Genomic DNA, 23,282 nt, shown 5'->3' with positions numbered 1-23,282 from the left:
ACAATCACTTATTTTAATTGTTCTTCGATAACACCGCCGCCTAAGCACACTTCGCCTTGATAGAAGACTGCTGATTGTCCCGGGGTTACCGCAATTTGCGGTTCATCAAAAATCACGCGAATCGTATCATCATCTATCGGCTGAATTTCACACGCGATATCCGTTTGGCGATAACGTGTTTTTACCGTGCAACGTAGATTTTCACGAATCGGCTGACGATCCACCCAGTGTAGCTGAGTTGCGATTAAACCGCTTGAAAGTAATGCCGAATTATCATGACCTTGTGCTACGACTAACACATTATTAATCAGGTCTTTTTCCACTACATAAAACGGATCTTCGCTCAAGCCTTTCACACCACCGATCCCTAAGCCTTTACGCTGACCGAGGGTGTGATACATTAAACCGTCATGACGACCGACAACTTTACCGTCCACCGTTCTGATTTCGCCCGGTTGTGCCGGTAAATAACGTGCTAAGAAATCTTTAAATTTACGTTCGCCGATAAAACAAATACCGGTCGAATCTTTTTTCTTGGCTGTGGCTAAACCGAGATCTTCAGCAATTTGACGGACAATCGGCTTTTCAATATCCCCAACAGGGAACAAGCTCTGCCCTACTTGCTTATGGCTTAACGTGTAAAGGAAATAACTTTGATCTTTATTTGCATCTAAACCACGCAATAATTGTGCGTTGTTGTCATCTCCGCTACGGCGTACGTAATGGCCGGTCGCAATATAATCCGCACCTAAATCTTCCGCCGCATATTCTAAAAATGCTTTAAATTTGATTTCTTTATTACATAGAATATCCGGATTCGGCGTACGACCCGCTTTATATTCATTTAAGAAATGCTCAAAAACATTGTCCCAATATTCTGCCGCAAAATTGATTTTGTGCAGCTTCATACCTAATTTATTCGCCACCGCTTGAGCATCGGCTAAATCCGCTGCAGCAGTACAGTAATCGGTATCATCGTCTTCTTCCCAGTTTTTCATAAACAGGCCTTCAACTTGATAGCCTTGTTGTTGCAGAATAAAAGCGGATACTGATGAATCTACGCCGCCGGACATACCGATAATCACTTTCTTTTTCGCATTTTCCGCTAACTGTTCGGCGGTTAATTTCGCAAAGTGAGTATCATAAGTTTTTGAGCTAAGTTGAGTTTGATTTGTCATAATTCTCCCGTAACTTCGGTTAAGGCGAAGCACATTGGTTAGTTTAACAGATAGGTAAGTATTTACTTACACAGATAGAAAACGGCACAAACCGAATGTTTGTGCCATTAAAATATTGAAAGGGGCTTCAAGGTTTAACCATTTTTAAACCGCTTTCCCCTCTCCCTGATTTTTCTTCTGTACAAAGAAAAATCTGTCCCTCTCCCACAAGGGGAGAGGGATATCGTCTTTTATATTTTTATTTTACTTCGTAAAATTGCGGTTCTTTGCTGAAACGTGCCACTTCTTCAGGATCAGCCGTACCGTCCGCCATTTTAGCTTTCAGATTATCGCACGGCTCTTCACAGTCACACATTTTTTTCATCCCTAATGCAGTAATACCGCCACAGCTACCTTTGATTGTTTTTCCTTTTACGATAAAACCAATCGACATCGCAAAAATTACGGCAATAAAAAAGCCGAAAGTAATTAATAATGTTTCCATTGTTTACTCCAATTATTTTTGGTTAATTAATTTTTCAAATTCGCTCGACATTTTGGTTTCAAATGCCTCGCCGTTCTTGATAATCAGAAAGACCGCTAACTTTTCACGTTCAGCCACTTCTAACGCTTTTTCCGGTCCTAAGACGAATAAACCGGTTGATAAACCGTCCGCCGTCATTGTGGTCGGGGCAAATACGGTAATCGAAGCCAATTTATGGCTAACCGGACGTAATTCTTTCGGATTGATAATATGCGAAAGACGATTACCTTGTTCATCTTCGAAATAATTGCGGTAATTACCGGAAGTCGCCATGCCCAAATTATGTAACGGCACGGTAATCTGTGCCGCTTGACCTTGTGCTAAGGTCGGTTGCTCAATCGCAATACGCCAATCGACACCTTGTAAATTTTTCCCTTTACCACGCAACTCGCCGCCGATTTCCACTAAGTAATTGGCTAAACCGAGGCTTTCGAGATGTTCCGCTAATTTATCTACGCCAAAACCTTTTGCGATAGAAGACAGATCTAAGTATAAATTAGGCACAGATTTCATCAGTGAATTATCACTTACACTTAATTTCTCGATCCCTACACTCGCTGCAAGAGCTGCTATCTGTTCTGCACTCGGTGATTTATTTAAGCGTTTATCCGGACCGAATCCCCATAAATTGACCAGCTTACCAACCGTAACATCCAACGCACCTTCAGTTACCCGATTTAACCGAGTAGCTTCACGCACAACCTTAGCAAAATCAGGCGAAATTTGCACCGCCTTATTTGCCTCTTGCATCGCATTAAATCGGCTGATTTGCGAATCCGGCTGATAGGTGGACATTTCATTATTAACTTGATTAAGCAAATCATCTAATGTTTTTTGCACTTCCTCGGATTTTGGAAGATTTTGTAACTCGCCGTTATCAATATATTTAACGGTATAAGTGGTTCCCATCGTTTTACCTTTTAAGGTAATTTGCTCTGGAGCTTTGTTGCAAGCGGTTAAAAAAATTGCCAATATTGCAAAAATTAAAATAGATTTAAGTTTCAAATTAAACCTCTTTATTTTAGTGCGTAAGATTTTTAAACAAGTCAATCTACCCGCCCTTATAAATTAAAATTACTATTGAAAAAGACTGCAGTAGCAAACTTTTTCACTAATAATTTAAAGCACTTCAAGCGGTGTGATTTACAAAAGACTTTGCAAATCACACCGCTTGTAAATCTGGGTGCATTTACACCCTGTTCGATTTGGTATTAACCACCGAAGTCATCTAATAAGATGTTTTCGTCTTCAACACCTAAGCTCTTCAGCATACCGATTACCGCTGCGTTCATTACTGGTGGACCACACATATAGTATTCACAGTCTTCCGGTGCTTCATGGTTTTTCAGATAGTTCTCATAAAGTACGTTGTGAATAAAGCCTGTGTAACCTGTCCAGTTATCTTCCGGTAACGCATCTGAAAGCGCTACGTGCCATACGAAGTTATCGTTTTCAGCCGCTAATTGGTCAAAGTCTTCTTGATAGAAGATTTCACGTTTAGAACGAGCACCATACCAGAATGACATTTTACGTTTAGATTTTAAACGTTTTAATTGGTCAAAGATATGTGAACGCATCGGCGCCATACCTGCACCACCACCGATAAATACCATTTCGTTGTCGGTTTCTTTCGCAAAGAATTCACCGAACGGACCAGAAATCGTTACTTTATCACCTGGTTTTAACGACCAAATGTATGAAGACATTTGACCCGGTGGAACATCCGGATTACGTGGAGGAGGCGTTGCAATACGCACGTTTAGCATAATAATGCCTTTCTCTTCCGGATATGAAGCCATTGAGTAAGCACGAATAATATGCTCGTCCACTTTTGATACATAACGCCATAAGTTAAATTTATCCCAGTCTTCGTGATACTCTTTCGGAATATCGAAGTCTTTATAATTAACCGTATGCGGATCCGCTTCGATTTGGATATAACCGCCCGCACGGAAAGGTACTTCTTCGCCTTCAGGAATTTGAAGTTTAAGCTCTTTGATGAAGGTTGCTTTGTTATCATTAGAAATAACGGTACATTCCCATTTTTTCACACCAAAGATTTCTTCCGGAAGTTCAACATCCATTGAAGATTTCACGTTTACCTGACACGCTAAACGCCAACCTTCTTTCGCTTCTTTCTTAGAAATGTGCGATAACTCGGTTGGAAGAATTTCACCGCCGCCGGATTTTACTTGTACTTTACATTGACCGCATGAGCCGCCGCCGCCGCAAGCTGACGATACGAAAATACCTTTGCTCGCTAAAGCACCAAGTAATTTACCACCCGCCGGAAGCGTAATGCCTTTTTCCGGATCGTTGTTGATCGAGATGGTAATATCACCTGAATCGACTAATTTTGATTTAGCGAAAAGAATGATCACCGCAAGCACTAATACCAGAGCAGTAAATGCGATAATACCGAAAATAAAATTACTATCCACGATATGCTCCTTATAATTGAATGCCCGAGAATGACATAAAGCCTAACGCCATTAAGCCTACAGTGATAAAGGTAATACCTAAACCACGTAAACCAGCCGGAACGTCAGAATATTTCATTTTTTCAGTTAAACCTGCAAGCGCAACGATTGCTAACATCCAACCCGTACCGGCACCGAGACCGTAAACCACCGATTCCGTGAAGTTATATTCACGTTGAACCATAAATGATACGCCACCGAAGATTGCACAGTTTACGGTAATCAACGGTAAGAAGATCCCTAATGCACTATATAATGCCGGGAAGAACTTATCCAAAATCATTTCTAAGATTTGAACAAGCGCCGCAATCACACCGATGAACGTGATGAAGTTTAAGAAACTTAAATCCACACCTTCAACAAGTGCGCCGTCTTTTAATACGTGAGTATAAACTAATTGGTTAGCCGGTACCGCAATACCTAATACGACGATTACCGCAATACCTAAACCAAAAGCAGTTGAAACTTTCTTAGACACCGCAAGGAATGTACACATACCAAGGAAGAAAGAAAGTGCCATATTCTCAATGAATACGGACTTAACAAATAGACTTAAATAATGTTCCATCTTATTTCTCCACTTGCTCCGGTTTCCAGGTACGGATTCCCCAAATCACAAAACCGATAATGAAGAACGCACTTGGCGCCAATAGGAATAAGCCGTTTGCTTGATACCAACCGCCGTCTTGAACAGTTTGTAGGATAGTTACGCCGAAAAGTTTACCCGAACCGATTAGTTCACGTAAAAACGCTACGATAATTAACATCGCACCGTAACCTAAACCGTTACCGATACCGTCAACGAAACTTTCTACCGGACCGGATTTCATTGCAAACGCTTCCGCGCGCCCCATTACGATACAGTTAGTAATGATAAGACCTACGAAAACAGAAAGCTGTTTTGACAGTTCATACGCATACGCACGTAAAATTTGGTCAACTAAGATTACAAGTGATGCAATGATAGCCATTTGTACAATGATACGGATACTATTCGGAATATAGTTACGAATCATTGAAATAAACATACTGGAGAAAGCAGTAACTAAACTTACCGCAATCGCCATTACTACCGCTGTTTGTAACTGAGTAGTTACCGCTAATGCAGAACAGATACCCAAGATCTGCAATGCAATCGGGTTGTTATCCGCGATTGGAGATAACAATAACTTTTTAAGATTGTTACTCGCCATTAGTTAGCTCCCATTGCTGCTTTAAATTTCGCTAAATACGGACCGAAGCCGTTAGCACCGAACCAATATTTAAATGAGCCGTCCACACCGTTTGACGTTAAGGTCGCACCCGATAAACCGTCAATACCGTGATCTTTATCTTCCGAAGCACCTTTAGCTACGGTTAATGCCACTTCATTGTTTGCATTGAATAATTTCTTACCTACAAAGTTTTTCTGCCAGTTAGGGTTAGCGATTTCGCCACCGAGACCCGCCGTTTCACCTTGTTCATAGTAAGTAATACCGTTTACCGTATTTGCGTCAGGTTGAACCGCAACAAAGCCGTACATAATAGACCATAAGCCGTTACCGTACATAGGAAGTACCACTTGGTTTACTTTGCCCGCTTCGTCTTTTACTAAATAAACTTCCGCATATTTAGCGCGTACTTTGATATTCGCTTTATCGTCAGCCGGATTGATCGCTACGTTTTGCGCAGGATCTTTCGCCGCTGCTTTCGCATCAAAGTTTTTTACACCTTCAACATAATCGCCGGTCGCTAAATCAACGATTTTCGGCTCGATGAATTTCGCATAGGTTTCTTGCACATTTGTATTTGGCTGCATTAAACCTGCCGCTTGTAAAATATTTTTTTGTTTATCAAGCACTTTCTGAATATCTTGCGTAGGTTTAAGCAATACTGCCGCACCCGCTACGATAAGAGAACAGATTAAACTTAATAACACAACAACGGTTAAAGTACCGCTTACGCTATCTTTATTAAATTTAGCCATTTTTATGCCGCCTTCGCTTTTCTACGTTTGATGTTGCCTTGAACTACTAAGTAGTCGAAGATCGGAGCAAATAAGTTAGCGAATAAAATTGCTAACATCATACCTTCCGGATATGCAGGGTTTGCTACACGGATAACAACACACATCACACCGATTAACGCACCGTACCACCATTTACCTTTGTTGGTAAATGCCGCAGATACGGGGTCTGTCGCCATAAAGAACATACCTAATGCGAAACCGCCTAACACTAAGTGCCAATGCCATGGCATTGAGAATAGCGGATTTGTGTCCGAACCGATTAAGTTGAATACGGTTGCCGTTGCCGCCATACCCACCATCACGCCGGCAATAATTCGCCATGAAGCGATACGTGTAAAGACGATAATCGCCGCACCGATAATTAACATTAATGTAGATACTTCGCCGATTGAGCCCGGAATGTTACCTAAGAATGCGTCCATCCAAGTAATTTCTTGACCGGTTACCACGTGTTTAAGCGCGCCTTGACCGCCTTGCGCCCATTGTGAAAGCGCCGTTGCACCGGAGAAACCGTCTGCGGCCGTCCACACTAAATCGCCTGAAATCTGTGCCGGATAAGCAAAGAATAAAAACGCACGACCCGCTAATGCCGGATTCATAAAGTTTTTACCTACGCCACCGAACACTTCTTTTGCCACAACCACACCGAATGTCGCAGCAAGCGCCGCTTGCCATAACGGTAGAGTCGGCGGAACGATTAAGGCTAATAAGATAGAAGTAACAAAGAAGCCTTCGTTAATTTCATGTTTACGCACCATCGCAAATACGACTTCCCAGAAACCACCTACTAAGAAAATCGTTAAATAGATAGGAAGGAAATAAGTCGCACCGAGTAACATTTTACTGCCCCAGCCCGCTTCTGCGGTTAAAGTCGCGCCTAACGCATCCGAAAAACCGTAATGCCAGTTATTTGCAATCGAATCCGCTAATGTACCTAAATGATTTGTCGCTAATAACGCTTGATGACCGACGTTATACATCCCCCAGAACATTGCCGGGAATAACGCTAACCATACGATAATCATCATACGTTTAGAATCCAATGCGTCACGTACGTGCGAGTCTTTACGAGTCACCGTACCCGGTGTATAAAGAATGGTATATGTCGCTTCAAAAAGCGTGTACCATCTCTCATATTTTCCACCTTTATGAAACGCAGGTTCCATCTTTTCAAAAAGATTTTTTAAACCCATTTTCTTAACCTTCCTTCTCGATCTTATCTAACGCAGCACGCAACATCGGACCGTAGTTATTTTTACCCGGGCAAACATAGGTACATAATGCCAAATCTTCTTCATCCAGCTCTAAACAACCTAAGTTTTGTGCAGAATCGGTATCGCCGGCAGCTAAATCACGAAGTAATAACGTAGGAATAATATCTAACGGCATTACACGTTCATAGGCACCGATTGGCACCATTGCACGTTCACCGCCGTGAACTGCCGTAGTGAAGTTAAATAATTTTTTACCGAAGTGACCTAACACGGTACGGGTAATGGAGAATTTATCCGAACCCGGCATAATCCAACCGAATAACTCTTTCTCACGACCTTCCGCCAGTACGGATACTTGTAATGCGTAACGGCCTAAGTAATCAACCGGACCCGCCGCAGTCGCACCGCTCAATACCGAACCTGAAATCACACGGTTTTCACCGGCATTTAACTCATTTGCGGTTAATTGGGAAAGATTCGCACCAAGACGCGTACGTACTAAACGCGGATTTTTCACTTGCGGACCGGCAAGCGAAATAATACGGTCGGTAAAGAGTTCGCCTGTAGTAAATAATTTACCGATAGCAATCACATCTTGATAATTTAAGTGCCAAACCTGTTTGGTCGCCCCTACGGGATCAACAAAGTGGATATGCGTACCGACTAAACCGGCAGGGTGAACACCGCTAAACGACTTAATCGTGATACCTTCAATCGCCAGACTTAATGGGATATTGCTGTCCGCGTCTTTACATAAGTAAACCGGTTTTTGACCGTCAAATAAACGGGTTAAAACAGTTAAACCGTCTTTAAAATCGGTTTCGTACTCTTTTAAAACCACTTCCGGATCCGCCGCTAACGGATTAGTATCCATAGCATTGACAAAGATTGATGACGGAATCGCGTCCAATGCGGGAACCTTACTGAACGGACGAGTACGGAATGCAGTCCATAAACCCGATTCGATAAGATTTTGTTTCACTTGCTCGGCTGATAGCGACGCTAATTGCGCAGCTTCATAGCGAGTAAAGGTAATTTGCTCATCACCCTCAACTTTAATCACGACCGACTGAAGAACACGCTTTTCACCGCGGTTAATAGTAACCACGGTACCGCTTGCAGGAGCAGTAAATACAATGCCCGGATTCTTTTTATCTTCAAAAAGAACCTGACCTTTTTTCACTACATCGCCTTCACGAACTTTCATTGAAGGACGCATACCCACATATTCTTCGCCAAGCATCGCAACTTCATTAACGGTATTGCCGTTATGGATTACTTGTGCCGGTGTACCTGCGATAGGTAAATCCAACCCTTTCTTGATTGTAATCATATTATTTGCACTACTTTTGTTGGGTTAAAAATATGATTGCGAAAATCGCAATCGCTTCTCTTGAGCCGTAACTTAGATAGAAATAAACGAATTCCCCCACTTATTTCCGAAGCTACATAAAGTTCTCAAATCTGATTTTTCCTGTATTTTTTCACAAGATAAAATAAACAAGCTATTTTACCCTAAATATCGGCTCACTTTCCACAAAAACACGGTTTTTTTATCCTCTAGCCCTTGAAAATTTGAAATAAATCAATATTTATTACTCAATTTTTTAACAATTACCCCTTAAGAGTTAAACCTTTCGCTTTCATAAGCGGTACGTTTTTATGAACTTTTTGCAAAATTTGTAACAATTCGGATTTGTAAAATTTTGAGTAGAAAAAACCGCCTGTAAGGCGTAGAATGTCCGATAAATTTAGTCAATTAATTTATTACACTTGGAACAAAACTAATGGAACAACAAGAAACTATTCATATTTCAATTTCGGAAGCGGCGCAAACACATTTTCGCCGTCTTTTAGAGCAACAGGAAGAAAATACCAACATTCGTATCTTTGTAGTAAATCCGGGTACGCCTAATGCCGAATGCGGCGTATCTTATTGCCCGCCGAATGCGGTTGAAGAAACCGATACTCAGTTCGAATACAACGGTTTCTCCGCTTTTGTCGATGAAATCAGCTTACCGTTTTTAGATGAAGCCGAAATTGATTATGTAACGGATCCGATGGGATCGCAGCTTACCTTAAAAGCGCCGAATGCGAAAATGCGTAAAGTTGCCGATGACGCCCCTTTCATCGAACGTTTGGATTATGTCATTCAAACTCAAGTAAATCCGCAATTGGCAAGCCACGGCGGTCGAGTGACATTAATCGAAGTAACCGAAGATAAATATGCGATTCTGCAATTCGGCGGCGGTTGTAACGGCTGTTCAATGGTGGACGTCACTTTAAAAGAAGGGATTGAGAAACAATTGTTAGCAATGTTCCCTGATGAATTGGCGGGCGTAAAAGATGTAACCGAACATCAACGCGGCGAACATTCTTACTACTAAGCCTAGATAAGTTATAAATGGAAAGCACGAGTAATTTACTCGTGCTTTTTTTAATCGGGCAAACCGACAGGTTATCAAATGCTAAAGACAGATATAAAAACACCACCTTTCGGTGGTGTTTTTAATGCTTCTAATTAACCTTCACAGCTAGAACAGCTTAATAAGTTACGGTTAAAGACTTGCGCCGCACTCATTGAGTATTGGTAATAAATTGATTTTAAACCGAGTTCTTCTGCGGTTAAGTATAATTGGTTTAAATCACGTGCCGGTGTTGCCGGATGAACCATAATATTAATACTTTGACCTTGGTCGATATATTTCTGACGTTGTGCCGCTTGCTGAATCACGCTTAACTGACTGATTTCAGAGAAAGTTTTAAATACTTCTTTTTCTTCGTCGGTTAATTGTTCCAAATGCTGTACGGAGCCGTCATTATGTAAAATCGATTCCCAAATTTCTTCCGTATCCAAACCTTTTTCCTTAAGTAATTTCTCTAAGAACGGGTTTTTATACACGGTTTTGATTTTCGCTAAATCTTTTACATAGTAGTTAGATTTAAACGGCTCGACCGACGGCGATACGCTACCTAAAATAAAACTGCTTGATTTAGTCGGTGCGATACTCATTAGAGTGGTATTACGACGACCATAACCTTTTAAAAGTTCCGGTTCACCGAAACGTTTCGCTAATTCTTGCGAAGCCTTTAAGGTTTTCTCTTGCAGCGTTTTAAAGATTAAATTGTTTTTCTGCATCGCTTGGAAGCTGTCAAACGCAATATTATGCGATTGTAAATAACTGTGCCAGCCCAATACGCCCAAACCTAACGCACGGTGACGAGTCGCAAAGCGATTCGCACGCTCTAAGAACGGCATATCTTTACTTTTCTCGATAAACTCGCTCATTACCACGTCTAAGAAGTAAGTTAATACTTCCGGTGCATCGGTATCTTTCCACTCATCAAAATAAAGCAGGTTCATTGAAGATAAACAACAAACGAAACTTTCGTCCGAGCTTGACGGCAACATAATTTCGGTACATAAGTTCGAAGCGTGTACCGTCATATTTTTATCTTTATATACGTCCGGACGACCGGCATTCGCATTATCTTTAAAGAATAAATACGGAATACCCGTTTCGGTTTTACGTTGTAACAATTTCGCCCAAAGCTGGCGTTTATACGGATCGCCCGCTTTCATTGACTCCAACCAATCATGACCGACACATACGCCATAGTACATTAATTGGATCGGATTACCTTCGGTATGAATATCTAGCCATTCGTCAATATCGCCGTGTTCGATATCGATATAGCCGGCAAATTGTCCTTTACGTGACGTACCTTGAGAAATAACATCAATAACGGTATCGAATAGTTTACTAAAGTTAAACGAACCGTCCGATTTACCGTTATTTCTGATTGCCGAACCGCGCGGACGAATATCACCGAAATAAGCCGACGTACCGCCTCCGATTTTACTCATCATACCGACTTCGGCGGTCGTGACCATAATTTCATGAATTGAGTCGCCGATATAACTACCGAAGCAAGAAATCGGTAACCCGCGATCTAAACCGAAGTTCGACCAAATCGGTGAGGAAAGCGAGAAATAACCGCGTCCCATATAGTGATAAAATTTATCCGCATAGCCTTCAATACCGAGTTTACGTTCGGCGTGTTCTGCGATAAAACGGATACGATCTAATGCGGTGGTTCCTTCAAGTAAATAACCACGTTGTAAAAATAAGCGGCTGTCTTCGTTCAGCCATTCAAAATCAGGACGAGAATTAGAATAAGTCATCTGCGGTAATCTGCTTCATTTTTTTGCTGTAATCGGTACTACGTTTGTTAAAGAAATCCGTTTCTTTCGTCGATAGAATTTCAATATCAAACCACTCGGTTTCTTTTAATAATTCTGGATTTACATCGTACGGCGGTTCTAAACCGAGCGTCATTAACGAGTTGTTATAACGGCTACGAATGTAGTTTTCCACTTCTTCACGGCTGATAAAACTTAAATCGCCCTCTTCAAAAATCCAATCTAAAATCCCGCATTCCGCTTCAAATGCTTGGCTTGATAAGGTTTTTAAATCTTCAAAAAATTCCGGTGTGAACAGTTCGCTGTGTTCTTCGCGTAAAATTTCGTATAACGCAATACCGAATTTACCGTGAATTTCTTCTTCTTTTGAGGTCGCTTCAACCGCATTCGAAATCCCTTTAAACAGGTTTTTATGCTTATTGAACGACATCATGATCAAGAACTGACCGAATAAGGAAATATGTTCTACGAAAAGTGAGAATAAAACGAGTGAAAGTACGAATTCGCCTTTACCCGCATCTTTATCCTTCATGAACGATTCCATATAACGGATGCGGTTCATTAACGGTTCAATATCTTGGATTTGGCTAAACATTTCGTTTAGGCCTAATTTTTCTAATAAAAACGAGTAGGCGTCTTTATGACGAACTTCCGATTCGGCGAAAGTACCGCCGACATCATCCATTTCCGGTTTCGGAAAATAACGATACAACTCACCCCAGAAGCGTTTTACGTTCACTTCCACTTGGGAAATCGCCAACATCGCTCGAGTCAATACGTGACGTTCGTGATCGTTGATATCGATACGGTAGTTCTGAATATCGCCGGTAAAATTAAATTCCGTATGTAGCCAATAGGAATGGCGAATAGCATCTTTAAATTCCAATAATTCGGGGTATTCATACGGCTTGATATTCAAGCGTTTTTCAAAGAGATTTCTAGACATAATTCCTTGGCTCGATTCTAAGTTGTAATGGGCGTGGATTTTAGGCAAAAATTTTTATAATCACAAGTCTTGACAAACTCTCTTTTTAGTTAGTTTCTTGATTTATAAAGGAAAAAAGTTTTATTAATTTACAAACCCATATCTAGTGTTTTACCGCTAAAAATATACTAGATATTGTATCGTATTAATTATAATCAAATATTTTGTAATGCCTAAAAACCGTGAATTCGCCCGTATTTTATAGTATGATAAATAAAATTTTGAACTCTATACAAGCGGTCAAATTTAGCCCCAAATTTACCAAAAATCGGCTAAATTCCACCGCTTGTTATTTTTATGTATGAATAATCTTATGCAAAATCAATTTTACCGTGGACGTTTTTCCGTTGCGCCGATGCTGGATTGGACTACTCGTCATTGTCGCTATTTTCATCGTCAATTTAGCCAACACGCTTTACTTTATACCGAAATGATCACCGCGCCGGCGATCATTCACGCCAAATACGATCTGCTTGAATACGATCCGAGTGAAAATCCGGTTGCGTTACAGCTCGGCGGTAGCGATCCGGCACAGCTTGCGCATTGTGCCAAATTAGTTGAAGAACGCGGCTATGCCGAAATCAATTTAAACGTCGGTTGCCCTTCCGACCGTGTGCAAAATGGGATGTTCGGTGCTTGTTTAATGGCAAAAGCCGATTTGGTTGCCGACTGTATCAAAGCAATGCAAGATGCGGTGCAAATTCCGGTGACGGTTAAACATCGTATCGGCATTGATGACTTGGACAGTTACGAATTTTTATGTGATTTTATTGAGAAAGTACAGCCGTATAGCAACGATTTCATCGTTCATGCTCGCAAAGCATGGTTGTCCGGTTTAAGTCCGAAACAAAATCGTGAAATTCCACCGCTTGATTATGAGCGTGTCTATCAACTGAAACGCGATTTTCCGCATTTGAATATTTCAATTAACGGCGGGATTAAAACTATTGAAGAAATCAAACAGCACTTAGCATTTGTCGATGGCGTAATGGTGGGGCGTGAAGCCTATCAGAATCCGTCACTATTAGGTGAAATCGATTCGCAAATTTTCGGTGAAAATCGACCGCTTGTCACCGCCCGTGAAGCAGTGGAAAAAATGTTGCCTTATATTGCAGTGCAAACGCAGAAAGGTGTGTATTTAAATCATATCGTTCGTCATATGTTAGGCGCATTCCAAAACCGCAAAGGCGCACGCCAATGGCGTCGTCATTTAAGCGAAAATGCGACTAAACAAGGCGCAGGCGTTGAAGTGGTGGAACAAGCGCTTAGCTTTGTACAATAAAGTAATTAAATTTGCTATTTCTCCCTTAAATTCAGATAATGTTTTTATTTGGATTTAAGGGAAAACTTATGGCCGTTCATTGCGTCAATCCAAAAGGTAGCCTTGACCAACTATCTCACTTAGAGATGGAATTACTCACCAAAAATGCGCAGGGCAATCTCTATTCACTCTATCGAAACTGCTCTCTTGCCGTACTGAACTCAGGTGCGGTAACCGACGATAGTCGCGCACTTCTTAATCAATATCCCGACTTCGACATTAACTTGCTTACTAAAGAAAAAGGCGTATCGCTCGAATTGCATAACCCGCCGAAATCCGCCTTTGTCGATGGCAAAATGATCGTCAATATTCAATATCATTTATTTGCGGTGTTACGCGATATTGTGTTTGTCAATGCGCTTTACCAATACATCGGGCAACATACTTCGCCGCAGGAAGATAATAAATATATTACCAATCTTGTGTTTTCGATTTTACGCAATGCCAAAGCGTTGGAAATCGGATCGGATCCGAATCTGATTGTTTGCTGGGGCGGACACTCGATTAACCAAACCGAATATCAATATTGTCGTGCGGTCGGCACCGAACTCGGATTACGCCAATTTAATATCGTTACCGGTTGCGGTACCGGCGTAATGGAAGCACCGATGAAAGGGGCGACCATCGGTCATGCCAATCAACGTTATAAACACAGTCGCTTTATCGGTATCACCGAGCCGTCTATTATTGCTTCCGAACCGCCGAATCCGATCGTAACCGAATTAATCATTATGCCGGATATCGAAAAACGTCTGGAAGCGTTCGTACGTATGGGACACGGTATTGTGATCTTCCCCGGCGGCCCAGGCACATTAGAAGAGTTACTCTATATTTTAGGCGTGAAACTGAATCCGGCGAATAAAGCGCAAAAACTGCCGGTTATTCTTACCGCACCGAAAGAAAGTGCCGACTATTTTACCACTATCGACCGATTCATCGGTGAAACCTTAGGTAAAGAAGCGCAACAAATGTATGAAATTATCATCGATGATCCGATATTGGTCGCACAAAGAATGGCGAAAGCGATGAAAGAAATCAAACAGCAACGCTTAGAGCTTGCCGATTCGTATAGCTTTAACTGGTCTTTGCATATTTCCGATGAATTTACCCATCCGTTTGAGCCGACCCATCAAAATATGAGCGATTTGAATTTACATTTTGATCAGCCGACCGAACGGCTTGCGGCAAATTTACGCCGAGCGTTTTCCGGTATTGTGGCGGGTAATATCAAACCGGCAACACAAGATTTGATCGAACAATTCGGTCCGTTCCAATTACAGGGCGATCGCAAATTATTGGACAAAATCGATCGCTTGTTACAAACGTTTATTACTCAACACCGAATGAAATTGCCGACCGGAGAAGCTTATAAACCATGCTACCAAATTCTGCCGAATACGGAGAAATAGGATATGTATTTACAACAAATTGAAATTTCGGGTTTTCGCGGCATTAATCATCTTTCTCTCACGCTACGCCCGAATATGGTCTTGATTGGCGAAAATGCGTGGGGGAAATCCAGTTTGCTGGATGCGTTAAGCCATATTTTTAACGTTAAAGACGAACTTTACCAATTTAGCGAACAGGATTTTCATTTAAGGGATCATCAACAAGCACAACCGATAAAATTGTGCTTTACTTTCTGTGAAGAGGAAAACGAGACCTTCGGGCAAAATGAAGAAAATCATTATTACGATATTTTTCATTTAAACGATGCCGGATTACAGCACGTTTATCTGCAAATTGGCGGTACGCTTACCGATCAGGGCGTAAAAACGGAATATCAGTTTTTAGACAGCCAAGGCGTTCGATTAGACATTGATAATCTGCAACAAGTGGTGCGTTCGGTCATTAGCCATACGCCGGTCTATCGTTTCCGTGATGCGCGCTTAAACAAATTTGCAAATTTAGAGGCACTCTCTCAATCGGATAACTTGGCGCAAAGTGAGCTGGCGGATGAGCTTCGAGCGCTTTCATTCCTATTAAAATATTACTTTTTAAGTACGCATACCAATAAACATCATCCGAATTCGATGTTGGATACCAGCCAATTATGGAATAAAGTCAAATCGCTGTGCCAGCGTTTAAAACAGAATAACGATCAACAACTGATACAACAAGTTCGCACGCAACTTTCTTCGCTCTTTGTGCTTAATCAAAAGCATAATCAAATTAAAACGCCGATTATCTTATTTGAAGATCTCGAAGCTCGTTTACATCCTCGTATGATTGCGATCTTTTGGGAATTGGTCACTTATCTGCCGGTACAACGCATTACCACTACCAACTCGATGGAATTGCTCTCGCAGGTACCGCTGCGCGAAATTAGCCGCTTAGTACGTTATCGGGATCGAACCGAAGCCTATTCGCTTGCACGCAGTTCATTAGGCAAAGAAGATCTGCGCAAATTGACCTTCCACATTCACTACAATCGAGGTTTAGCATTATTTTCTCGTGCGTGGATTTTAGTCGAAGGCGAAACGGAAGTTTGGATTCTAACCGAGCTGACGAATTTACTGGATATTAATTTGGAAATGGAAGGGATTCGGATTGTGGAATTTGCCCAATGCGGCTTACGTCCGTTAATTAAATACGCCAAAGCGATGGGCATTGAATGGTATGTGCTGACCGACGGCGATCAAGCGGGCGAAAAATATGCCGATATTGCCAAAAGTATGCTGCAGGAAGACGAACACACGAGCAAACGTTTGACCGTGATCCCACGCCAAGATATCGAGCATTTTTTCTATCACGAAGGACTTAGAGAAGTCTTTGTACATCTTGCTCGTTGGCAACCGAGAGATCACAAATACCCGACAAAAACCATTATCAAACGCGCGATTCAGTACACCTCCAAACCGGATTTGGCAATTGCGATTTCAAGCGAAATCAAACAACGAGGCAATCAAGCGATCCCTCGCTTATTTAAAAAGCTGTTTATTAAAGTCTTGCAACTTATCAAAGAGCAATAAATCACAAGCGGTTAAATTTACAAGATTTTTTGCAAATTTAACCGCTGGTCTGATTCAAACCCCGCTATGACTAACGTCGAATTTCAAAGTGTTCGAATTGTTCCGAGCCTTGATAACTCTGTTCAATTAAATTACATACAACCGATGTCAGAGGGCCTTTTTGTAACCAGTTTCTGAAAGCTGCCATTTGCGCATCGCTACCAACGGCAACCACTTCCACCGAACCTTCAGGGCGATTTTTCACATAACCTTTAATGCCGATTTTTCCTGCCTCTTGTAGCGTGAAGAATCGAAAGCCGACACCTTGGACATGTCCTGTCACAATAAATAGCTTCTGTTGCATAAAGCCCTCCGTCAATTTCTACATATTCAGTTTAATTAAACGAGCGACATTTTCTGCGCTGGACTCCAAATTTTCTCGTCCTTGTTTTAAAGTTTCTTCAAGTGAATTTAATTGACGAATAATCGGGAATACCGCATCAATGCCGTGCTGATAAACCACATTGTAATCTTCTCGTAAGCAACCGACAATCGCAATTACCGGCACATTAAATTGTTTTGCCGTTTTTGCCACACCGACCGGTGTTTTACCGGCAATACTTTGTGCGTCCATACGCCCCTCGCCGGTAATCACTAAATCCGCATCTCGGATATGCTCCGCCAGACGAGTCGCTTCGATAATGATTTGTACGCCGTCTTTAAGCTGCACATTCGGTAGCAATAATAAGCCACCGCCCATACCGCCTGCCGCACCGGCTCCGGCACGCTCCGCAACCGCAATTCCTTGTTGAGCTAAGGCAATTTCCGCAAAATGTGCCAATGCCTTATCTAAGGTTTGTACCATTTCCGGCGTTGCTCCTTTTTGCGGACCGAATACAGCCGATGCGCCACGCTCACCGCATAGCGGATTGTTTACATCACACGCCACTTCAAACTCAACGCTTTGTAAACGAGGATCTAAATTTTCCAACGAAATTCGGCTGATTTGTTTTAGCTGTTCGCCTCCAAAGCCGATTTCCTCGCCGGTCGCATTTTTGAAAGAAGCGCCGAGCGCTTGCAACATACCGACACCACCGTCATTGGTCGCACTGCCGCCAATACCTAACAGAATTTTCTTCACGCCCAAATCTAACGCTTTTTTGATTAATTCGCCGGTGCCGAAACTGGTGGTTTTCAGCGGATTACGTTGCTCAAAAGGCACAAGATGTAAACCGGAAGCCGCCGCCATTTCAATAAAAGCGGTCTGTTTATCGCCGGAAACACCTAAAAAACCGATCACTTTATTGCCTAGCGGCGCAGTCACTTCAACTTCTAACAACTCACCTTTAGTCGCATCAATTAATGACTGAACCGAACCTTCACCGCCGTCCGCCATTGGCACTTTGATGTATTGCGCATCAGGGAAAATGCGTCTGAAACCGCCTTCGATAGATTGTGCCACTTCAAGCGCCGTAAGACTTTCTTTAAATGAATCAGGAGCAATAACAATTTTCATATTTTACCTCTTAGAATAATTTAAACACACCAAACACCAAGGTTGAAACGATAGCCATAATTAAACCGACCGCTGTTTCATACGGAATCAATTTTAAACGTTCTTTTATATCCATATTGACACTACCACCGGTAGCATGGAAGAAAGATCCGTGCGGCATATGGTCAAGAACTGTCGCACTGGAATGAATCATTGCCGCACTTGCTAATGCGCTTACGCCTAATTCGATTAAAGTCGCACTAAATACATTTGACGCCACCACCGTACCTGCCGTAGTTGAAGCGGTTGCCAGCGACATTAACGCCCCTGAAATCGGTGCAAGTAAATAAGACGGTAAGCCTGAAGCGGTTAATGCTTCAATTAACACGTCTTTTAAACCCGAATTGGCAATAATGCCGGCTAATGCCCCTGTACCTAATAACATCACGGCAACCGGTGACATTTTTAACAAACCTGAAGTGGCAAATTGATTTACTTGTTTTAATTTGCCCATAGCCAATGCACCGACTAAACCGCCAAGTGGTAATGCGATCAATGGATCAACTTTAATATCGGCGATAGGACGCAATGCTAATAAAATAATTGCACAAAGCGGTGCGGCAATTGCCGGTAGGAAAGCGGGTAAATTTTGCGAACTATTTGCAGAAACTTCATTATCCGCCACTTTTGAACCTTTGTTGATAAGGCGTTTTGCTAAGAAATAAGTCAGAATAATGCCGAAGATAGCCGGAATGATACCTGCCGCCATCACAGAAGTAAGCGGTAGATGGAAAGCGTCTGAAGCGGCAATCGCATTTGGGTTCGGCGACATAATATTACCGGCTTTACCACCGCCAATCATCGCTAATAAGATTGCCGGCTTAGATAAATCACTACGTTTCGCCAACGCTAATGCGATTGGAGAAACGGTAATAACCGCCACATCCACAAATACCCCAACCGCGGTTAAAATCATAGTGGAAAGCACTAAAGCAAGTAACGCACGGGTTTCGCCTAATTTTTTCACAATCGTTTCGGCGATGGTACTTGCCGCACCGGATTCAATTAATACACCGGCTAATACGCCTGCGGCTAAGATACGCATTACCGCCGTGGTAATTCCTTGCGCTCCGCCAATCATTAAGCTCACGGTTTGCGACAGATCCGCTCCGCCGATTAAACCGCCGACTAATGCGCCGATTAACATTCCGTATGCCGGCGGTACTTTTTTCAAGATGAGAACGATTGCCACGGAAAGGGCAACGACTGCTCCAATTGCTGTTACTGTTACCATAATAAGCCCCTATAAGAGAGATGAACCAACGAATGGCACTTATTATCTAAATTTCACCCCAAAAGTCGTTATTAAAAAGAACAAAAAACAAATAAAATATTTGTATCTTTTTAGATAAAAATACAAATTATTTTAACAGGGAAGCGCCTAAATAAAGAATAAATTTGTCTTCTATCTTATTGAAAGATAAGGATGTTATTTGCTCAATTTTTTCTAAACGATAACGTAGCGTATTCGGATGAATAAACAATTTTTCCGAAGCGTGAGCCAGATCACAATTTGACAAAAAATATTGTTGCAGACTTTTAAATAACGTCGCTTTACTGTCTTGCGCTAACAAGATCTTAAACGGCGAGAGCAATTCTTCGCTTTGCCATGTTTTGGCGAAATCAGCCAATAAGGCAGGTAATTTATAATCGGAAAAAAGTAAGATTTGCTTCTTCAAACGTAATTGTTCCGCATAAGATAAAGTATGTAATGCCGATTGATAAGAAAAACTCGCTTGATGAAAATGCGTGACCTTTGCTCCGACCACAATTTTATATTCTTGATTGCGGTTATGTTCCGGCAATAAAGATAATAAACCCCGATCTTTAGATAAACGCTGAAATTCTTCTTCCGTTTTCAGTAAGACCAGCTTATCCAAATCCATTACCGCCAAAGCAATATGTTTGGAATTCAGTTCCAAATGATTTAGCAATAACTGCAATTTTTCGGCATCCGGTTGCTCCATTTTAATTATCATTGCCACTAACGGCTTGGTCGAATCCAGTTTAAAAAAGACCGCTTGCTGCGTAATTTCTGCTTCGCTTAATGCCCCTCGTAATAACTGACGAATAAATTCTTCTTTGTAGCGTTGTTGCCAACGCTCTTTCGCCAGTAAAACCGATTGCTCTACGATCAATTCCGCCGCCATTTTCACTAACTCGCCGTACTGACGAACTTCATTCGGCTTGCCGGAGATACCGATTACCCCAACGGTTTTACCTAAATAAGCAATGGGGAGATTCAATCCCTCTCTCGCTTCGTAATTCCATTGTTTTGCTAAACTTTCATCAATTTCAACCGATTGTTTCTTACGCAAAGCAATCACCGCACCGGTATGGCGTTCGCCTAACCGAGAAGGATCCCCCGAAGCAATAATGATTCCTTCTTCATCCATAACATTTACGGAATTGGGAATAATTTGCATAGTGCGTTTTACAATCGTTTGGGCGGTGGGTATATCAAGTTTTAATATCATAACTAACCTTCTTACGATAGGAATTACCTTTTAGTGTAACCGAATCCGTTAAAATAGCATTTAGGGTATCGCGCTGGAAAACAACGAAAACGATAGATAAGCCTCTATACTTTAAAGAAAAAACGGAACAATATGCTAGATACATATAAAAACAAGCATTAATCAGCTTATTAAACAGAATAAAAATCTTAATTTTTTATAAAAATAGCATTTTACATTATATTTTTTAGCAGTTATATTCGTTATCAACATTACACAAGCGGTCATTTTTACAAAAAATTTTGCAAATTTCACCGCCTATTATATGCATTCACAATATCCTTTCAGAGTTGGACAATATTATGGCAAAAACATTATACGAAAAACTATTTGATGCCCACGTTGTATATGAAGCCGCCGGCGAAACGCCGATTCTTTATATCAACCGCCACTTAATTCACGAAGTTACCAGCCCGCAAGCGTTTGACGGTTTACGTGTCGCCGGTCGCCAAGTGCGCCAAATCGGTAAAACGTTCGGTACAATGGACCACAGCATCTCAACCCAAGTGCGTGACGTCAATAAATTAGAAGGTCAGGCGAAAATCCAAGTTTTAGAATTAGCGAAAAACTGTGAAGCGAACGGGATTTCGTTATTCGATATGCAAACCAAAGAACAAGGCATCGTACACGTTATGGGGCCGGAGCAAGGTTTAACCTTACCGGGTATGACGATTGTCTGCGGTGACTCACACACCGCAACACACGGTGCTTTCGGTGCGCTTGCGTTTGGTATCGGTACATCGGAAGTGGAACATGTACTTGCAACGCAAACCTTAAAACAAGCGCGTGCAAAAAGTATGAAAGTGGAAGTTCGCGGCAAAGTGAACCCGGGCATTACCGCAAAAGATATCGTACTGGCGATCATCGGCAAAACAACCATGGCGGGCGGTACCGGTCATGTGGTGGAGTTCTGCGGTGAAGCGATCCGTGATTTATCAATGGAAGGTCGTATGACGGTATGTAATATGGCGATTGAGTTCGGTGCAAAAGCCGGTTTAGTCGCACCGGATGAAACTACTTTTGCTTACTTAAAAGGCCGCCCGCACGCACTGAAAGGCAAAAATTGGGACGATGCGGTCGAATATTGGAAAACCTTAAAATCAGACGATGATGCGGTCTTTGATTCAGTCGTTGTATTAGAAGCGAAAGATATTGCACCGCAAGTGACTTGGGGAACCAACCCGGGACAAGTCATCGGTATTGACCAAGTGGTACCGAATCCACAAGAAATGGCGGATCCGGTCACTAAAGCTTCAGCGGAAAAAGCGCTTGCCTATATCGGTTTAGACGCTAATACCGATATGAAAAACATCTCGGTGGATCAAGTATTTATCGGTTCTTGTACTAACTCTCGTATTGAAGACTTACGTGCGGCGGCGGCGGTAATGAAAGGTCGTAAAAAAGCGGATAACGTAAAACGTGTGCTAGTTGTACCGGGTTCGGGCTTAGTAAAAGAACAGGCGGAAAAAGAAGGCTTAGATAAGATCTTTATCGAAGCGGGCGCAGAATGGCGTAATCCAGGCTGTTCAATGTGTTTAGGTATGAATGATGACCGTTTAGGCGAATGGGAGCGTTGTGCTTCAACCTCTAACCGTAACTTTGAAGGTCGTCAAGGTCGTAACGGTCGTACCCACTTAGTTAGCCCGGCAATGGCGGCAGCGGCGGCAATGTTCGGTAAATTTGTCGATATTCGTCACGTGGAATTAAATTAAGGATAAAAAAATGGCAGGATTAAAACAACACTCAGGTTTAGTCGTTCCGCTTGATGCAGCGAATGTGGATACTGACGCAATCATTCCAAAACAGTTCTTACAAGCGATTACTCGTGTCGGCTTCGGTAAGCATTTATTCCACGAATGGCGTTATTTAGATGCGGAAGAAACCCAATTAAATCCGGATTTCGTATTAAATTTCCCGCAATATCAAGGCGCGACTATTTTACTGGCTCGTAAAAACTTAGGCTGCGGTTCTTCTCGTGAACACGCACCTTGGGCGTTAGCCGATTACGGTTTCAAAGTGATGATTGCCCCGAGCTTTGCGGACATTTTCTATAACAACAGCTTAAACAATCATATGCTTCCGATTCGCTTAAGCGAAGAAGAAGTGGAAGAAATCTTCCAATGGGTGTGGGCGAACGAAGGCAAGCAAATCCATATTGATTTAGAAGCAATGACGGTAACGGTCGGCGATAAAGTTTACCGTTTCGAATTAGACGAATTCCGTCGTCACTGTTTATTAAACGGTTTGGATAACATCGGCTTGACCCTACAACACGAAGATGCGATTGCGGCTTACGAAAGTAAGATTCCGGCATTTTTACGCTAACGTGTTAAGAGCAACTGAGATA

General features: G+C 42.0%; 21 protein-coding genes. 6 read left to right on the top strand and 15 right to left on the bottom strand.

Going from position 1 to position 23,282, the window contains the following annotated elements; translation table 11 throughout:
- Nucleotides 1-8 precede the first annotated feature (8 nt).
- The 9 genes from mnmA to DY200_RS00820 all read right to left on the bottom strand — a co-directional run bounded on the left by mnmA (nt 9) and on the right by DY200_RS00820 (nt 8,736).
- Nucleotides 9-1,178 carry a tRNA 2-thiouridine(34) synthase MnmA gene (mnmA, locus tag DY200_RS00860; RefSeq protein WP_115586548.1) on the bottom strand — a complete coding sequence of 390 codons (1,170 nt, stop codon included), beginning with the start codon at nt 1,176-1,178 and terminating at the stop codon, nt 9-11.
- Between the two features lie 238 nt (nt 1,179-1,416).
- The gene (gene nqrM / locus DY200_RS00855; RefSeq protein WP_005595875.1) at nt 1,417-1,662 is read right to left on the bottom strand and encodes a (Na+)-NQR maturation NqrM; all 246 of its coding nucleotides are present in this window, start codon (nt 1,660-1,662) and stop codon (nt 1,417-1,419) included.
- Nucleotides 1,663-1,674: 12 nt separating this feature from the next.
- Entirely contained in the window at nt 1,675-2,706 is a 1,032-nt protein-coding gene (locus DY200_RS00850; RefSeq protein ID WP_115586547.1) for an FAD:protein FMN transferase, read from the bottom strand.
- Between the two features lie 206 nt (nt 2,707-2,912).
- On the bottom strand, nt 2,913-4,142 hold the full coding sequence (nqrF, locus tag DY200_RS00845; protein ID WP_005595870.1) for an NADH:ubiquinone reductase (Na(+)-transporting) subunit F: 1,230 nt from the start codon (nt 4,140-4,142) through the stop codon (nt 2,913-2,915).
- A 10-nt stretch (nt 4,143-4,152) separates the two neighbouring features.
- Entirely contained in the window at nt 4,153-4,749 is a 597-nt protein-coding gene (nqrE, locus tag DY200_RS00840) for an NADH:ubiquinone reductase (Na(+)-transporting) subunit E (protein ID WP_005595869.1), read from the bottom strand.
- Nucleotide 4,750: 1 nt separating this feature from the next.
- Nucleotides 4,751-5,374 (bottom strand): NADH:ubiquinone reductase (Na(+)-transporting) subunit D, encoded by a 624-nt coding sequence (locus DY200_RS00835; protein WP_005595868.1) that lies wholly within the window; start codon nt 5,372-5,374, stop codon nt 4,751-4,753.
- Entirely contained in the window at nt 5,374-6,147 is a 774-nt protein-coding gene (locus DY200_RS00830; RefSeq protein WP_005595866.1) for a Na(+)-translocating NADH-quinone reductase subunit C, read from the bottom strand. Before DY200_RS00830 ends, DY200_RS00835 begins: the two co-directional genes overlap by 1 nt.
- A gap of 2 nt (nt 6,148-6,149) precedes the next feature.
- Entirely contained in the window at nt 6,150-7,382 is a 1,233-nt protein-coding gene (locus tag DY200_RS00825) for an NADH:ubiquinone reductase (Na(+)-transporting) subunit B (protein WP_115586546.1), read from the bottom strand.
- Nucleotides 7,383-7,386: 4 nt separating this feature from the next.
- Nucleotides 7,387-8,736: a Na(+)-translocating NADH-quinone reductase subunit A gene (locus tag DY200_RS00820; RefSeq protein WP_115586545.1), complete on the bottom strand. Its 1,350-nt coding sequence runs from the start codon at nt 8,734-8,736 to the stop codon at nt 7,387-7,389.
- 454 nt (nt 8,737-9,190) lie between these two features.
- On the opposite strand from DY200_RS00820, the gene nfuA reads away from it, so the two are divergent.
- Complete coding sequence (gene nfuA / locus DY200_RS00815; protein WP_005600176.1) at nt 9,191-9,790, top strand: Fe-S biogenesis protein NfuA; 600 nt, start codon at nt 9,191-9,193, stop codon at nt 9,788-9,790.
- Nucleotides 9,791-9,924: 134 nt separating this feature from the next.
- Here the strand turns inward: nfuA and DY200_RS00810 are convergent, their stop codons facing one another.
- Both DY200_RS00810 and DY200_RS00805 read right to left on the bottom strand, forming a co-directional pair.
- A complete protein-coding gene (locus DY200_RS00810; protein WP_115586544.1) occupies nt 9,925-11,589 on the bottom strand; it encodes a ribonucleoside-diphosphate reductase subunit alpha in 1,665 nt (554 codons plus the stop codon).
- Nucleotides 11,576-12,553 carry a ribonucleotide-diphosphate reductase subunit beta gene (locus DY200_RS00805; protein ID WP_005600172.1) on the bottom strand — a complete coding sequence of 326 codons (978 nt, stop codon included), beginning with the start codon at nt 12,551-12,553 and terminating at the stop codon, nt 11,576-11,578. Before DY200_RS00805 ends, DY200_RS00810 begins: the two co-directional genes overlap by 14 nt.
- Nucleotides 12,554-12,905: 352 nt before the next feature.
- Here DY200_RS00805 and dusA point away from each other — a divergent pair, with 352 nt between their 5' ends.
- The 3 genes from dusA (at nt 12,906) to DY200_RS00790 (ending at nt 16,885) form a co-directional block, all read left to right on the top strand.
- Nucleotides 12,906-13,874, top strand: coding sequence for a tRNA dihydrouridine(20/20a) synthase DusA (gene dusA / locus DY200_RS00800; RefSeq protein WP_374189186.1), 969 nt, complete (start codon nt 12,906-12,908; stop codon nt 13,872-13,874).
- Nucleotides 13,875-13,942: 68 nt separating this feature from the next.
- Nucleotides 13,943-15,322 (top strand): nucleotide 5'-monophosphate nucleosidase PpnN, encoded by a 1,380-nt coding sequence (gene ppnN, locus DY200_RS00795; protein WP_115586542.1) that lies wholly within the window; start codon nt 13,943-13,945, stop codon nt 15,320-15,322.
- A 3-nt stretch (nt 15,323-15,325) separates the two neighbouring features.
- The gene (locus DY200_RS00790; RefSeq protein WP_115586541.1) at nt 15,326-16,885 is read left to right on the top strand and encodes a DUF2813 domain-containing protein; all 1,560 of its coding nucleotides are present in this window, start codon (nt 15,326-15,328) and stop codon (nt 16,883-16,885) included.
- Nucleotides 16,886-16,955: 70 nt separating this feature from the next.
- On the opposite strand, the gene DY200_RS00785 is transcribed toward DY200_RS00790, so the two are convergent.
- The 4 genes from DY200_RS00785 to DY200_RS00770 all read right to left on the bottom strand — a co-directional run bounded on the left by DY200_RS00785 (nt 16,956) and on the right by DY200_RS00770 (nt 20,896).
- A complete protein-coding gene (locus DY200_RS00785) occupies nt 16,956-17,228 on the bottom strand; it encodes an acylphosphatase (protein WP_115586540.1) in 273 nt (90 codons plus the stop codon).
- 18 nt (nt 17,229-17,246) lie between these two features.
- On the bottom strand, nt 17,247-18,380 hold the full coding sequence (locus tag DY200_RS00780) for a glycerate kinase (protein WP_115586539.1): 1,134 nt from the start codon (nt 18,378-18,380) through the stop codon (nt 17,247-17,249).
- A 10-nt stretch (nt 18,381-18,390) separates the two neighbouring features.
- A complete protein-coding gene (locus DY200_RS00775; RefSeq protein ID WP_115586538.1) occupies nt 18,391-19,653 on the bottom strand; it encodes a GntP family permease in 1,263 nt (420 codons plus the stop codon).
- A gap of 127 nt (nt 19,654-19,780) precedes the next feature.
- Nucleotides 19,781-20,896, bottom strand: a complete 1,116-nt coding sequence (locus DY200_RS00770) for a CdaR family transcriptional regulator (protein WP_115586537.1) — start codon at nt 20,894-20,896, stop codon at nt 19,781-19,783.
- A gap of 341 nt (nt 20,897-21,237) precedes the next feature.
- On the opposite strand from DY200_RS00770, the gene leuC reads away from it, so the two are divergent.
- Nucleotides 21,238-22,647, top strand: a complete 1,410-nt coding sequence (gene leuC / locus DY200_RS00765) for a 3-isopropylmalate dehydratase large subunit (protein WP_115586536.1) — start codon at nt 21,238-21,240, stop codon at nt 22,645-22,647.
- Nucleotides 22,648-22,657: 10 nt separating this feature from the next.
- On the top strand, nt 22,658-23,260 hold the full coding sequence (leuD, locus tag DY200_RS00760) for a 3-isopropylmalate dehydratase small subunit (RefSeq protein WP_039197541.1): 603 nt from the start codon (nt 22,658-22,660) through the stop codon (nt 23,258-23,260).
- Nucleotides 23,261-23,282 lie beyond the last annotated feature (22 nt).

Origin of the sequence: Actinobacillus lignieresii (genome assembly GCF_900444945.1) — a bacterium.
GTDB lineage: Bacteria > Pseudomonadota > Gammaproteobacteria > Enterobacterales > Pasteurellaceae > Actinobacillus > Actinobacillus lignieresii.
This window is presented reverse-complemented; position numbering and strand designations above follow the sequence as displayed.